This window comes from Corynebacterium mycetoides (genome assembly GCF_900103625.1).
GTDB lineage: Bacteria > Actinomycetota > Actinomycetes > Mycobacteriales > Mycobacteriaceae > Corynebacterium > Corynebacterium mycetoides.
Window position 1 is genome coordinate 1,011,634 of the sequence record NZ_LT629700.1, and the last position, 14,637, is coordinate 1,026,270.

Annotated in this window: 7 protein-coding genes, 1 tRNA gene and 2 pseudogenes; 2 read left to right on the forward strand and 8 right to left on the reverse strand. The window is 69.0% G+C overall.

Annotated features, from left to right (window positions below):
* The first annotated feature begins 16 nt into the window (after nucleotides 1–16).
* Nucleotides 17–598 carry a hypothetical protein gene (locus BLS40_RS04885; protein WP_092149539.1) on the forward strand — a complete coding sequence of 194 codons (582 nt, stop codon included), beginning with the start codon at nucleotides 17–19 and terminating at the stop codon, nucleotides 596–598.
* A 5-nt stretch (nucleotides 599–603) separates the two neighbouring features.
* Here BLS40_RS04885 and BLS40_RS04890 read toward each other — a convergent pair.
* Both BLS40_RS04890 and BLS40_RS04895 read right to left on the reverse strand, forming a co-directional pair.
* A tRNA-Val gene (locus tag BLS40_RS04890) sits at nucleotides 604–676 on the reverse strand.
* 42 nt (nucleotides 677–718) lie between these two features.
* Nucleotides 719–1,129: a DUF3052 domain-containing protein gene (locus BLS40_RS04895; protein ID WP_092149542.1), complete on the reverse strand. Its 411-nt coding sequence runs from the start codon at nucleotides 1,127–1,129 to the stop codon at nucleotides 719–721.
* Between the two features lie 135 nt (nucleotides 1,130–1,264).
* Here BLS40_RS04895 and aceE point away from each other — a divergent pair, with 135 nt between their 5' ends.
* A complete protein-coding gene (aceE, locus tag BLS40_RS04900; RefSeq protein WP_407922418.1) occupies nucleotides 1,265–4,042 on the forward strand; it encodes a pyruvate dehydrogenase (acetyl-transferring), homodimeric type in 2,778 nt (925 codons plus the stop codon).
* A 300-nt stretch (nucleotides 4,043–4,342) separates the two neighbouring features.
* Here the strand turns inward: aceE and BLS40_RS04905 are convergent, their stop codons facing one another.
* The 6 genes and pseudogenes from BLS40_RS04905 to BLS40_RS04925 form a co-directional block, all read right to left on the reverse strand.
* A complete protein-coding gene (locus tag BLS40_RS04905) occupies nucleotides 4,343–5,194 on the reverse strand; it encodes a hypothetical protein (RefSeq protein WP_092149545.1) in 852 nt (283 codons plus the stop codon).
* A gap of 27 nt (nucleotides 5,195–5,221) precedes the next feature.
* Nucleotides 5,222–6,148: a Rib/alpha-like domain-containing protein gene (locus BLS40_RS04910; RefSeq protein ID WP_407922424.1), complete on the reverse strand. Its 927-nt coding sequence runs from the start codon at nucleotides 6,146–6,148 to the stop codon at nucleotides 5,222–5,224.
* Nucleotides 6,146–6,403 (reverse strand): annotated as a pseudogene (locus tag BLS40_RS11355) (Rib/alpha-like domain-containing protein); the annotation flags it as partial. The pseudogene BLS40_RS11355 and the gene BLS40_RS04910, both read right to left, overlap by 3 nt.
* Nucleotides 6,334–6,516 (reverse strand): annotated as a pseudogene (locus BLS40_RS11360) (Rib/alpha-like domain-containing protein); the annotation flags it as partial. The pseudogenes BLS40_RS11360 and BLS40_RS11355, both read right to left, overlap by 70 nt.
* 230 nt (nucleotides 6,517–6,746) lie before the next feature.
* Nucleotides 6,747–13,559 (reverse strand): Rib/alpha-like domain-containing protein, encoded by a 6,813-nt coding sequence (locus BLS40_RS04920; protein WP_092149554.1) that lies wholly within the window; start codon nucleotides 13,557–13,559, stop codon nucleotides 6,747–6,749.
* Nucleotides 13,560–13,657: 98 nt separating this feature from the next.
* Nucleotides 13,658–14,635: an alpha/beta fold hydrolase gene (locus BLS40_RS04925; RefSeq protein WP_231908523.1), complete on the reverse strand. Its 978-nt coding sequence runs from the start codon at nucleotides 14,633–14,635 to the stop codon at nucleotides 13,658–13,660.
* Nucleotides 14,636–14,637: the final 2 nt, after the last annotated feature.

Sequence of the window (14,637 nt, forward strand, 5' to 3'; positions counted from 1 at the left end):
CACAAGGGGGATAACCGTGAGCACGTTGTTGACCGAGTCGGACGAGTCGCTGCTCAACAGCAACCTTCTGCTTCTCGAGGGTGCCGGGGTGTGCCTGCTCAACGACATCGAGCTTGACGACGTCAAGGACGCCATCACCGACGACATCGCCGCCTTCCGCGCCCGGCCGCTGACCACGCTGGCCGCGCTGCGCGACCCGGACGATAACCCGCTGTTCGCCAGCGTGTGGTGCGACACCTGCCCACGCGAGCGCACGACGCTTCGCGACCTCGAAGAGTGCGCCACTGAGCTGTGCGCCGCTCTCGGCGCGCCGCTGCGCGAGTTCGTGGTGTTCCCCGATCCGGATTCGCGCAGCACCGGGTCACTGCGTTTGCGTGTCGGCGAGTGGGATGTCGCCGACGTGGATTACGACCTCACTAGCTCCGGCCCCGGTGCAGGTTCTGCGGAACTCGACCTGATCGCGGCGACCGTCCCCTCCGGTGTCACGGCCGTGACGTTCGAGCACGACGACCTCGACGCGCACTCGGTCACGCTGTTTCTCCGTAACGGTGGCGACGCCGTAGAGCTTGTCAGCGCCATCGAGCGCGAACTTGCCTAAACTTGTGCGCCATGAGGGGCTCGAACCCCCGACCTACTGGGTGTAAACCAGTTGCTCTTCCAGCTGAGCTAACGGCGCGTGCCAGAGCACTTTAACACGCGCCCAGTGCGGGCGACAAAATTACTTCTTCACGCTCGCGCTGGTCAGGCAAGCGCCCTGCCACTGGCCGAGGCGGTCCGATTTCGTGGCCACGAAGCCGGCGAGCTGGGCGGATTCGGAAATCTCGCCGGGCTGTACTCCCCCGGGGGTGCGGGGGTCCGGGGTAAGCAGCCAGATCTTGCCGCCTTCGCTGAGGTTGCGCCCGGCGTCGACAAGCGAGTCGACGAGGTCGCCGTCGTCGGAGCGGAACCAGAGAAGGACGACGTCGCAGAGTTCGTACGTGTCTTCGTCGAGAAGCGGCTGCCCGATGGCGTCCTCAATATCCTCGGAAATCGTCGTATCAGCGTCCTCGTCCCACCCGATCTCCTGGACGATGATGTTGCCGCTGATTCCGAGCCGTTGCGCGTAGTTCACAGCACCAGGGGCGCCCACCTTGGAAGTCCTCCTAAAAATCGCAAATAGCTAGTTCCGTTACCTGCACACTACCCGGATCAGTGCCCCCTCGCGCCCGAAAAACGCGGGTAGAGTTGGGGTGTAAATACGATGTAATCAACATGGAGGTTTGACGTGGCTGACAACCCGAGCGCTGCGGACCCGTACGGCGACGACCCGAACAGCTCGCACATCGAGCTGATCCGCGAAGGGGTCGCCTCGTATCTGTACGACCACGACCCGGAAGAGACCAAGGAGTGGATGGACTCCTTCGACGGTCTGCTGGAGTCGTCCTCGCCCGAGCGCGCCCGCTATCTCATGCTGCGCCTGCTAGAGCGCGCGTCGCTGCAGCGCGTGCCGCTGCCCGCCCTGTCCTCGACCGATTTTGTCAACACCATCCCCACCCAGCTGGAGCCCGACTTCCCGGGAGACGAGGCCGTGGAGAAGCGCTACCGCCGCTGGATCCGCTGGAACGCCGCCATCATGGTGCACCGCGCGCAGCGTCCCGGCATCAAGGTCGGCGGCCACATCTCCACCTACGCCTCGGCCGCGGCGCTCTACGAGGTCGGGTTCAACCACTTCTTCCACGGCAAGGACGCGCCCCAGGGCGGCGACCAGGTCTTCATCCAGGGCCACGCCTCCCCCGGCATCTACGCCCGCGCGTTCCTCGAGGGGCGCCTGAGCGAGGATGACCTGGACGGCTTCCGCCAGGAGCACTCCCGCCCGCAGGGCGGCCTGCCCGCCTACCCGCACCCGCACGGCATGCCGGGGTTCTGGGAGTTCCCCACCGTGTCCATGGGCCTGGGCCCGATGAACGCCATCTACCAGGCGCGCTTCAACAAGTACCTGCAGGACCGCGGCATCAAGGACACCAGCGAGCAGCACGTCTGGGCGTTTCTGGGCGACGGCGAGATGGACGAGCCGGAGTCCCGCGGCCTGATCCAGATGGCCCCGCTCTACGGCCTGGACAACCTGACGTTCGTGATCAACTGCAACTTGCAGCGTCTCGACGGCCCGGTGCGCGGCAACGGCCAGATCATCCAGGAGCTCGAAGCCTTCTTCATCGGCGCCGGCTGGAACGTGATCAAGATCGCCTGGGGCCGCGAGTGGGACGCACTGTTTGAGAAGGACACCGACGGCGCGCTGGTCAACCTCATGAACTCCACCCGCGACGGTGACTTCCAGACGTTCAAGGCCAACGACGGCGCCTACGTGCGCGAGCACTTCTTCGGCCGCGACCCGCGCACCGCGAAGCTGGTCGAGGACGTGACGGACGAGGAGATCTGGGCGCTGCGCCGCGGCGGCCACGACTACCGCAAGGTCTACGCCGCCTACAAGCGCGCGCTGGAGACCAAGGGCAAGCCGACCGTCATCCTGGCGCACACCGTCAAGGGCTACGCCCTGGGGCACAACTTTGAGGGCCGCAACGCCACCCACCAGATGAAGAACCTCACGCTGGAGGACCTCAAGCTCTTCCGCGACACCCAGCAGATCCCGATTTCTGACGAGGAGCTGGAGCGCGACCCCTACCTGCCGCCCTACTACCACCCGGGCGAGGACGCCGAGGAGATTAAGTACCTGAAGAAGCGCCGCGAGGATCTCGGTGGCTTCCTCCCCGAGCGCCGCACCCAGTTCACGCCGCTTGAGATGCCCGACTTTGAAAAGACATTCAAGGCCAGCTTCAAGGACTCCGGCAAGCAGCAGGTGGCCACCACCATGGCGCTGGTGCGCACGTTCAAGGCGCTCACGCGCGACCAAGAGATCGGCAAGCGCCTGGTGCCGATCATCCCGGACGAGGCCCGCACCTTCGGCCTCGACTCCTGGTTCCCCACGCTGAAGATCTACAACCCGGTGGGCCAGAACTACACCCCGGTGGACCACGACCTGCAGCTGTCCTACCGCGAGGCCACCGACGGGCAGATCCTGCACGAGGGCATCAACGAGGACGGCTCCTCTGCGTCCTTCCTCGCGGCCGGCACCTCCTATGCCACGCACGGTGAGCCGATGATCCCGATGTACATCTTCTACTCCATGTTCGGTTTCCAGCGCACCGGCGACAACTTCTGGGCCGCGGGCGACCAGCACGCGCGTGGCTTCATCATCGGTGCGACCGCCGGCCGCACGACGCTCTTCGGCGAGGGCCTGCAGCATATGGACGGGCACTCGCCGGTGCTGGCCTCCACCAACCCGGCCGTGGTGAGCTACGACCCGTCGTTCGCCTACGAGATGCCGTACCTGGTCTCCCGGGGCATCGAGCGCATGTACGGCTCGGGCGAGGGCGAGAACGTGATGTACTACATCACCGTGTACAACCAGCCGACTCACCAGCCGGCGCGCCCGGACAACCTGGACGTCGAGGGCTTGCACAAGGGCATCTACCTCTACGACCGCGGCGCGGACAAGGCCAACCGGGTCTCCCTGCTCGCCTCCGGCGTGGGCATGCAGCAGGCCCTGCGGGCGCAGGAGATCCTGCAGGAGCGTTACGACGTCGGCGCGGCCGTCTACTCCGTCACCTCCTGGGTCGAGCTGGCCCGTGACGGCGCGGCGCTGAACAAGCGCAAGCTCAACAACCCGGGCGAGGACGTCGGCGAGCCGTTTGCCACCACCCAGCTCAAGCAGACCGAGGGCCCCTACGTGGCCACCTCGGACTTCACCTCCGCGCTGCAGGAGCAAATCCGCCCGTACGTGCCGGGTCAGTACATCGTGCTGGGCGCGGACGGCTTCGGCTTCTCCGACACCCGCGAGGCCGCGCGCCGCTACTTCAACATCGACGCCGAGTCGATGGTGGTGGCGGCGCTCATGGGGCTGGCCAACGAGGGCAAGATCGACATGTCCGTCGCCGCGCAGGCCGCCCGGGACCTGCACATCGACGACCCGACAGAGCCGAACCCGAACGGCGGCACCGAGAAGTAGGACCGCCCGTCGCGCGTCCCCGGTCTCGGCCTTCGCGCCGGGGCCGGGGTTTCGCGTTCGTTCCGTGTTTGTCCCAACGCTGCACGACCACAACGCCACACTACGCACACAACCCCAGGACACACACGCCTGACGACGTGCACACCCCAACGCTGCACGACCACAACGCCACACCACACACACAACCCCAGGACACACACGCCTGACGACGTGCACACCCCAACGCTGCACGACCACTACGCCACACTACGCACACAACCCCAGGACGCACACGCCTGAGGACGTGCACGAGCGCGGATGTCAGTGGCCCGCGTAGAAGGGGCGGCGGCGCTGAATTTCGCCGTCGTTAAGCGGGGCGGGCACGTTGCCGGCGAAGGGGTCGTTGCCGAGGAACCGCATGCGCCGGATTGCAGAGGCGACGCGCGCCTCGAGCGCGCCGCCCCAGACGTCCGCCCACCCGGCCCGCAAGACGAGGTAGCCCTGGTTGAGCAGGAATTTTTCGCGCATGCGCTCCTCGAACGTGACCTCGTCGCTGGTGTATTTGCCTCGGCCGTCGAGCTCGACGCAGATGAAGCCGTTGACCAGGAGGTCCATCCTGCCGCGGCGCAAGGTGCGCCCGAGGTCGTAGTATTCGAAGCCGACCTGCCCGCGGATCGAATGGAGGCCGGGGATGCGGGCCTCGATGAGGGCGTGGCGGCCGACCGTTTCGAGGGCGGTTTGGGACGTTGCGGCGGAGTGCTCGATGACCTTGCGGAACATCTTCGTGCCCTTCGCGCGGGGCAGCGTGTTCGCGAGCTCCAGGAGGTCGGCCTCTCCCACTTCCGGCCTGCGGAACCGGGCCGACTCGAGGACGACGAGCGCGGCATGCGGGCCGTGGTAGCGGGAGGTGTCGAAGGCCATCTGGATAGTGCTCGTGACCCGCAGCCCCTCGTGCTCGACGACGTGCTCCGGCGCAAGGTACCCGCTGCGGTATACCGCCGGCTGCGGCCCCCGGCACGCCGCGGACGCCCGCGCCGCGCCCGGCAGCAGCAGGTCGACGCGCTCGACGCGGTCGAGGGTCTGCAGCCCCCTCACTTTCGCTGCCGCAGGCCCCGTCACCACGGCCGAGCGCGTGCGCGCGGCCACTCCCCGAATCAGCTCGAGCTCCCCCATGCGCACATTAAAGCACGCGCGGGGCCGCTAGCTCCCGGAACTGCCCTCCGAGCTCGCAGTGCTTGACGACGCCCCCTCTCCCGGACCGCACGCCGCGTCGAGCGCCGAAGTCAGGAGCAGCGCCGCGGCGATGATCCCGGCCACCCCGAGTGCCTCACGGGCTCCCTTGATGGAATCCAGCTGGGCGTTGAAGTCCCGCACAGCCTGCGAAATCTGCGGGTTGTAGATGCCCACGGATTTTTGCAGCTCGGTGTTGTGTTCGCCGATGCGGGCGTTGAAGTCCCGCACAGCCTGCGAAATCTGCGGGTTGTAGATGCCCACGGATTTTTGCAGCTCGGTGTTGTGTTCGCCGATGCGGGCGTTGAAGTCCCGCACAGCCTGCGAAATCTGCGGGTTGTAGATGCCCACGGATTTTTGCAGCTCGGTGTTGAGTTCGCCGATGCGGGTGCTGATGTCGTCGACAAGCGGGGTGAGGCCCGGGATGTTCACCGTGGTCGCGAGCGCGACCGGCACGAGCAGGAGCACCGGGATCCCCACCGAGGAACCGACCGCGACGCAACGGGTGTCGGCGGAGCCGCTGGATCCGTCCGACGAGTCGCCGCTGCCTGGAGGCGTGACCGGAGGCGTGGTGCCGGTGGGGTCGACGGTAACGGTGGTGGTCACCGTCTCGCTGGTGCCGTCCGGGTAGGTGACCTCGATCGTCACCGCGTGCTCACCGGGCGCGAGCACCGCGGGATCCACCGTGACCGCACCCGTGGCCGGGTCGACGGTCACGCCATCGGGCAGGCCGACGCCGGCAAACGTCGTGCCGGACGGAAAGTCGACCCCCTCGGCCGTCACTGCGGGCGCGCCCGTGACAACATCGCCGCCGTCGACCCCGCGCACCGGAGGCACCACCGGAGTGTGCGTGTCCGCATCCGACGGATCGGCGACAGGCGCGTCGTCGACGACCACCGTCGTTTCAACGCGGTCCGTCGAACCGTCCGGATAGGTGACCTCAATCGTCACCGCGTGCTCACCGGGCGCAAGCACCGCCGGATCCACCGTGACCGCACCCGTGGCCGGATCCACCGTCACGCCATCGGGCAGGCCGACGCCGGCAAACGTCGTGCCGGACGGAAAGTCGACCCCCTCGGCCGTCACTGCGGGCGCGCCCGTGACAACATCGCCGCCGTCGACCCCGCGCACCGGAGGCACCACCGGAGTGTGCGTGTCCGCATCCGACGGGCGGCGACAGGAGCGTCGTCGACCGTCACCGTCGTTTCAACGCTGTCCGTCGAACCGTCCGGGTAGGTGACCTCAATCGTCACCGCGTGCTCACCGGGCGCAGCACCGCCGGATCCACCGTGACCGCACCCGTGGCCGGTCCACCGTCACGCCATCGGGCAGGTCGACGCCGGCAAACGTCGTGCCGGACGGGAAGTCGACCCCCTCGGCCGTCACTGCGGGCGCGCCCGTGACAACATCGCCGCCGTGACCCCGCGCACCGGAGGCACCACCGGAGTGTGCGTGTCCGCATCCGACGGGGCGGCGACGGGAGCGTCGTCGACCGTCACCGTCGTTTCAACCGGTCCGTCGAACCGTCCGGGTAGGTGACCTCGATCGTCACCGCGTGCTCACCGGGCGCGAGCACCGCCGGATCCACCGTGACCGCACCCGTGGCCGGGTCGACGGTCACGCCATCGGGCAGGTCGACGCCGGCAAACGTCGTGCCGGACGGAAAGTCGACCCCCTCGGCCGTCACTGCGGGCGCGCCCGTGACAACATCGCCGCCGTTGACCCCGCGCACCGGAGGCACCACCGGAGTGTGCGTGTCCGCATCCGACGGGGCGGCGACGGGAGCGTCGTCGACCGTCACCGTCGTCTCAACCTGATCGGTCGAACCGTCCGGGTAGGTGACCTCAATCGTCACCGCGTGCTCACCGGGCGCGAGCACCGCCGGATCCACCGTGACCGCACCCGTGGCCGGGTCGACGGTCACGCCATCGGGCAGGCCGACGCCGGCAAACGTCGTGCCGGACGGAAAGTCGACCCCCTCGGCCGTCACTGCGGGCGCGCCCGTCACCGGCGGGCCCGATTCCGCCCCGCGGACGGCGGGAATGAACGGAGTGTGCGTGTCCGCATCCGACGGATCGGCGACAGGCGCGTCGTCGACCGTCACCGTCGTCTCAACCTGATCGGTCGAACCGTCCGGATAGGTGACCTCAATCGTCACCGCGTGCTCACCGGGCGCAAGCACCGCCGGATCCACCGTGACCGCACCCGTGGCCGGGTCGACGGTCACGCCGTCGGGCAGGCCGACGCCGGCAAACGTCGTGCCGGACGGAAAGTCGACCCCCTCGGCCGTCACTGCGGGCGCGCCCGTCACCGGCGGGCCCGATTCCGCCCCGCGGACGGCGGGAATGAACGGAGTGTGCGTGTCCGCATCCGACGGATCGGCGACAGGCGCGTCGTCGACCGTCACCGTCGTTTCAACGCGGTCCGTCGAACCGTCCGGATAGGTGACCTCAATCGTCACCGCGTGCTCACCGGGCGCAAGCACCGCCGGATCCATCGTCACCGCACCCGTGGCCGGGTCGACGGTCACGCCATCGGGCAGGCCGACGCCGGCAAACGTCGTGCCGGACGGAAAGTCGACCCCCTCGGCCGTCACTGCGGGCGCGCCCGTCACCGGCGGGCCCGATTCCGCCCCGCGGACGGCGGGAATGAACGGAGTGTGCGTGTCCGCATCCGACGGATCGGCGACAGGCGCGTCGTCGACCGTCACCGTCGTTTCAACGCGGTCCGTCGAACCGTCCGGATAGGTGACCTCAATCGTCACCGCGTGCTCACCGGGCGCAAGCACCGCCGGATCCATCGTCACCGCACCCGTGGCCGGGTCGACGGTCACGCCATCGGGCAGGCCGACGCCGGCAAACGTCGTGCCGGACGGAAAGTCGACCCCCTCGGCCGTCACTGCGGGCGCGCCCGTCACCGGCGGGCCCGATTCCGCCCCGCGGACGGCGGGAATGAACGGGGTGAGCTGGTCGGCGTACGTCGCCGGGGCCTGCACCGCGCTGACAGCGATGGTGACCCACGTCGGCGCGGTCGTGCCGTCTGCGTAGGTGACAACGAGCGGAATCGTGACCGTCTCTCCCGGGGCGGTCGGGCCCGGCTGTGCCGTGACCGTCCCGTCGGGGTTGACGGTGACCCACTCGGGCAGGTCAGCGGCGGCCGCCACGGTGGCTCCGGCCGGCAGGGGCTGCGCGGGTGTGGCGGACGCAGTCCCGCCTGCCTCGACTGCGAGAAGGCCGTAGGCGACGGCCGGATGGACGGTGACGGGGATCTCCGTGCGCACCACGCCGTTTGGCCCGGTCTCCTCCACCACGATGGTGTACTCCCCCGGTGCTGCACCTGCGGGGTCGATGGTGACGGTCCCGGTGGCGGGGTCAACCGTGGCCCAGGTGGGCAGCTCGCCGACCGGCGCGTACGTCGCACCTGGCTCAGCGGGACCTGCGACGGTGCGGGAGGCGCCGTCGGCGACAACGGCGACCGGCTCGTGGCGCACCGTGGGTGTCGCGGACACGGTGTACTCGACCGGGATCTCCTCGGTGGAGCCGTCCTGGTACGTGACCACGACGGTCATCGAGTAGTCACCCGGCGCGGTGTCGGCGGGCGGGGTGAAGGTGAGCGAGCCCGCCGGGCCGACAGCCACCCATTCCGGCACGCCCTCACCGGGCGCGAATGTGGTGCTCGGGCGCAGTTCCGCGCCGGACTCGTCGAGCGGGCGGGGCTGGTACAGGGTTCCACCCGCGGCAACGGTGACCGGCGGATAGTCCGGTTGATAGACCGAGGCCAGGGACTGCGCGACAACGAACGGAGCCAGGATGCTGGTCTCGGTGCCGTCGATAGCCGCCACAACCGTGACGTCGAGTGGGCCGGCCGGGAAGTCGGTGTCAGGCGTCCAGGTGATCTGTCCCGTGGAAGGGTCGATGGTCATGCCTGCGGGCGCGCCGTCGGCGAGGCGATAGACCGCACCCGGAATCGCGGGAGCCGGGGCCGGGGTCACCACCTCAAAGCCCTGAACAACGTCCGTGATCGGGTAGATCGGCGCGTCGGCCTGCCCGACCGTGACTACCGCCGTGGCGGTATCGGTGGAACCGTCCGGGTAGGTGACGGTGACGGGCAACGAGGTCGTACCCGCCGCAACGTCCCTGCCCGGGGTGAGGGTGATGGAGCCGTCGGCGCCGAGCGTCGCCCAGTCCGGGAAGGCGGACGCGGGGGCGTAGGTCGTGCCCTCGGGGAGGAAGGTGCGGCCGCCGTCGCGGGGCGGGATGACCGTGGCGGTCTCCCCCTGGGATACCAGGGTGGGTGAATACACCGGGTTGAGCTGGCCCGCCTGGTTCTGCGTGACGGTCACGGGAGCGTTGACCGTCTCCGTGGAACCGTCCGGATAGGTGACCGTCACCGGGACGGTGTACGTGCCCGTCGGGAGGTCGGCGGGTGCGTTGATCGCGATCGTGCCGTCCGGGTTCACGGTTGCCCAGGACGGGGCGCCCTCCCCCGCCGCGAATTCGGTGTTCTCCGGGAGCGCTCCCGCCACCGGGTCTACTGGCGTGGCGACGGTGGCGGTTGCGCCCTGGGTCACCGGGGTCGTCTCGTAGGTCGGGTCGAACCTGCTCGCCCCGGATGCGACGACGTTGACCACAACGCTCAGCTGTGCGGTGGTGCGGTCCGGGTACGCCACCACGACCGGGATCGTCGCTGCTCCGACCGGCTGGTCGGAGCGGACGGGCCATGTCACGACGCCCGTGGCGGGGTCGATCGTCGCCGTGGCGGGAGCACCCGCGCCGAGGGAGAACAGGGTGCCCGCCGGCAGCGGGGCGCCGCTGGCATTGGTGGGAGGCTCTGACACGTAGGTTTGGCCCTGGGTGGCATCACCGGCAGGGTAGACGGGCTCGTTCGGGTTGACCACGTTGACGGTCACCGGTGCGGTGTCGGTGGATCCGTCGGCATAGGCGACCTCGATACCGAAGGTGACGGGCCCCGGCTGGACGGATGTGTCCGGACGGAGCGTGAGGCTGCCGTCGGGGTTGACGGTCACCCAGGTCGGGGTGTCGGATCCCGCGGCGTAGGTGGTCCCGGCGGGCTCCTCATCCCCGTTGGGGTCGCGCGGAGCGGGCACCGTCGTGGTTTGGCCTTGGGGCGCGTTTTTCGTCTGGTACACGGGCGCGTGCAGGGAGGTGTCGGCGGCTGTCACGCTGACGGTCGCCGCGATGGTGTCGGCGGTGCCGTCCGCGTATGTCACCGTCACCGGGAACGTGTACTCGCGCACCTCGGCGTCGAGGGGTGGTGCAGCCGTGATGGATCCGTCGCTGTTGACCGTGACCCACGGCGGGGTGCCCTCACCCGCGGCGAATGTCGTGCCGGCGGGCACGGGGCTTGGGGCCGGAAGAGTCGTCGTGCCGCCCTGGCGAACCGAGCCGTCCTGGTAGGTCGGGTCGGTCGCGTTGGCGTCGTTGAGCTGAACCGTTACCTGGGCGGTGATGGTGTCGGTTGAACCGTCCGGGTAACGCACGACGACCGGCATCTCGTACGTGCCTTCAGCGACGTCCGCCCCCGGGGCAAGGGTGATGGAACCGTCGGCGTTGAGCGTGGCCCAGGCGGGGAAATCCGGGCCCTCGAAGACGATGGATCCCTCCGGCAGCGGCGCGCCGTCGACGGTCGGGGCCGCAACCGTGGCCGTGCCGTCCTGCCGGACGGGCACCGGGTCGCCGTATGCGGGGCTTGTCGACGTCGCCAAGCTCGGCGCAACAAGCGCAATGACCGTGGTCTCGGCGGTGGAGCCGTCCGGGAAGGTCGCGGTGACCACCACCGGGTAGTCGGTGGTGTCCGCGTCGGCGGGCGGCGTGAGGACAAGTTCACCCGTGTCCGAGATGCTCGCCCATGCCGGTGCGTCGCCAAGAGTGAACGTGGTGCCGGTGGGCAACGGGTCCCCGGCGGCGTCTGTCAGCGGCCGCGCGTTGTCGACCTGGCCCTGAACCACTGTTTCCACCCGGCCGCCCTCGAGCCCGAGGCGAGTTGCCTGGGACGGTGCCACGGTGAGGTTGAGAACCGCGGTGTCGGTGGTGCCGTCAGCGTAGGTGACCGTCACGGTGTACGTGTTCGTCCCGACGGCCGCGTCGAACGGCGGTTTCAGGGTGACCACGCCAGCGGAATCCACCGCCACCCAGTCCGGGGTCCCGGCGGCGAAGGCGAACGACTTCACGTCGGTCAGCGGCGAGCCGTCGAAGCGCGCAAACGGCGGCAGCGTGTAGGGCTGGCCCTGGACGACCGTCGCCGTCTTGTCGTCGACCTGGTTGAGGTTGGCGTCCGATTCGGTGACGTCGAACACGGCGTAGGTGGCGGAGGTCCCCCCGTCGGTGTAGGTGACCACGACCGGGACGGTCACGGAACCCACCGGCTGGTCAGCCGGCACGGCCCACGTCACAACGCCGCTCGACGGGTCGATGCTCGCGCCCGCCGGGGCGCCGTCGCCGAGCGCGAAACCCGTCACGTTCGTCAGCGGCGTGCCGTCCGCGTTGAGCGGAGCCTCGGTTGCGGCCGTTCCCGATTGGCGGGCGTCGGCGATCTGGTAGGTCGGCAGGTCGGGGTTGTTCACCTGGACGGTCGTGGTGATGGTGTCCGACGTTCCGTCCGGGTAATTGGCCACAACTTCGAGTGTGTATCCCTGGTCAGGCACGGTGTTGTCCGGGCTGACGGTGATCGACCCGTCGGGGTTGAGCGTGGCCCAGTCGGGGAAGTCCGCCCCTTCAGTGAACGTTGTCCCGTCGGGCAGCGCCCCCTGGGCCGGGTCGGCCGGCGCCGGGATGGTGGCCGTGGCGCCCCAATCCACGGAGCGGGTCTCAAGTTCCGGGGCGAACGTGTTCGACTGCGACGTCACCACGGTGACGGTGTGCGTCACCGTGTCGGTGGAACCGTCGGGATACGTTATGGCCACATCGAAGGTGTAGTCGCCGGGGTCGGCGTTCGCGGGAGGGGTGACCGTCAGGCCGCCGTCGGGGTTGACGGTGACCCAGGAGGGCTTTTTCGGGCCGGGTTCGTAGGTGGTTTCCGAGGGCAGGGTATTGCCCGCGGCGTCGGTCTGCGGGCCGGTGGTGGTGGTCACGCCCTGGGTTGCGGACGGGGTCATGCCGTTGACGTCTGTCGATGTCGCGGTGGACGGGGTGACCGTCACCGACGCAGCGATGATTTCGGAGGACCCGTCCGGGTACTCCACCAGAACCGGCACGGTGTAGTCGCCGGGCTGCAACGCGAAGCCCGGGGAGACGGACAGCGAACCGTCCGCGTTGACGGTGACCCAGCCCGGGGTGTCGGCGGTGGCGCTGAAGCGGGTGCCCGGGGGTAGCGCGGCCTGGTTGGCGTCGAGAGGCGTCGGCGCCTCGGCCGTCGCCCCCTGAGCGACGCTGACGGCCTGGTAACCCGGGTTGTAGGTTCCCCGATCCAGAGGGAGACCGCAGTTGAGGGTGCTGTAGGTCGACGTGAGGGCGGCCGTGTTGTCAAAGGTGGGGTCGGCCAACCAGGTGGACGACGGCACGGTACCGGCGATGGAGGCCATGGCCTGGGTTCTGGCGGGGAGTGATCCGCGCACCCGCGCGTAGTAGGTGCCGTCCGCACCGCGCTCCCAGGTAAGCGTGAGTGTTTGTCCGTTGTTGGTGTACCCGGGGAAGGAGAAGAAGGCCATCACGTTGCCGAATGTCTGCGGCGCCGTCACCTTTGGCGTGAACTTCGGGTCGAGACGCCACGCGATGTCGATGTTGTCCATCGCGTATTCGGTGTACAGGCGCATGCGCGAGGTCATGGTCGTGGTGGCCCCGGTGGCGGCGGAGCTCCAGCCGTCGAGGGTGAGAGCGGTCCCACCCATGGTGGAGATGAGGCTCAACCCGTCGGGCAGCCGCGGATCCTGCGCCGCCCCGTCGGTCGACGGCTGGCTGACCAGCACCCCGCCTTCCGCCGTGCCGTCCGCGTACTCTGCGTTCGCGCTCGCCGGGGTGACCTGGAACGGGCGGAAGACGTCCGACACGGAACCGTTCGCGCCGGCGGGCTGGCTGTAGCTCTGCGCCCACATGTTCACGGAGCAGACCCCGCGGCCCGGCTCCCCGGTCGGGTTCGCCGTGATCGTCATCGCGTCGGAGGCGTCCGCGGGAGCCGGGATGTTGAGGGTGGAGGCGACCTTGTTCAGCTCGGTCGGGTTGGCACCCGCTGGCAGGGTCTGCGCCTGCGCGCCGGGCAGAAAGGGCGTGGTGGGCAGGAGTGCCGGAACCGCGAGGGCCGAACCGGACAGGGCAATGGCGACGGCGAGGGCGGGAACAGTGGAACGGGACACGGCTAAACCTTAACGAGAGGAGGAGTATCGCACCCTGTTTTGGCTGCGAATCTAAAATTTCCCCTCAAGTAAACCACGGGAACCTCTCCGTGTCCCGGTTACGCGCGCGACACCGGCCACACGTCCCGGATGAGGCGCAGGATTGCGGTGGCTACGGTCCCCGGGGCGTCGAGAGGCGGCATGTGGCCGCTGTCCGGGAGGATTTGGAGGTAGGCACGGGGCCAGATCTCGCTGAGGCGCGCCGACTGTGTGACGGGAGTGATGGTGTCGCGGTCGCCGACGAGGATGAACCCCGGGATGGCGGCCAAAACGTCCGCGACCTCGATCTCCGAGTGGTTGACCAGGTCGTCGAAGTAGCCCGCGTACGTGTCCAACGGGGTCAGCTGCATCATGGCGGCGTGGAACTTCACCACCGCGTAGCCGACCGGGCGGTAGTAGAACCCCAGGGCGAGCACCGGGGCGATGACGGCAGTCCCGGCGCTGAGAAGCTTATCCGCGAGCCCGGGTGCGCCCCGGTAGAGCTCTTCAAGGGCGGTTCCCACGGTCCCGGCCAGGACCTGCGGCATGCCTTGGCGGGCGAACGGCTCGACGGCGGAGGAGATTTGGACGGTTCCGGCGAGATCGAGCTCGTGCGCGTACCGACGCATCAGGGACAGCGACACCGGCCCGCCGAGCGAGTGGCCCACGACGATGAGAGGGCCGGTGATGCGGCGGTCCGCGAGAACCGCGCGGACGTCGTCGGCCGCGCCGTCGATGGTGCACACCTGCGGGGCGGCGCGGCCGGTCTCGCCGTGGCCGCGCAGGTCGACCAGGAGCTGGCGAACGGGCAGCGAGGCGAGCTCGTCGACCTGCATGTAGAACTCGTCGGACGAGATGTTGAAGCCGTGGATGTAGAGCACGGTGAGTTCCGCGTCTTCGGGCCCGCGCTCGTACCAGTGGACGTCGATGCCGTCGTTGCGGGTCACACCGCGACGGTCGTACGTCAGGCCCGCGACGGGGCGGGGATTGAGGGCGTCGAGAAGCGAGCGCGGCCGCAGCGGCCGTGGGCTGCCAGTGAGTTCGGCCATGGAGTGCATAG

Coding starts and splice junctions, on each gene's coding strand:
- BLS40_RS04905 (WP_092149545.1), bottom strand. CDS start 5,194: ATGGGGGAGCTCGAGCTGATTCGGGGAGTGGCCGCGCGCACGCGCTCG.
- BLS40_RS04925 (WP_231908523.1), bottom strand. CDS start 14,635: ATGCACTCCATGGCCGAACTCACTGGCAGCCCACGGCCGCTGCGGCCG.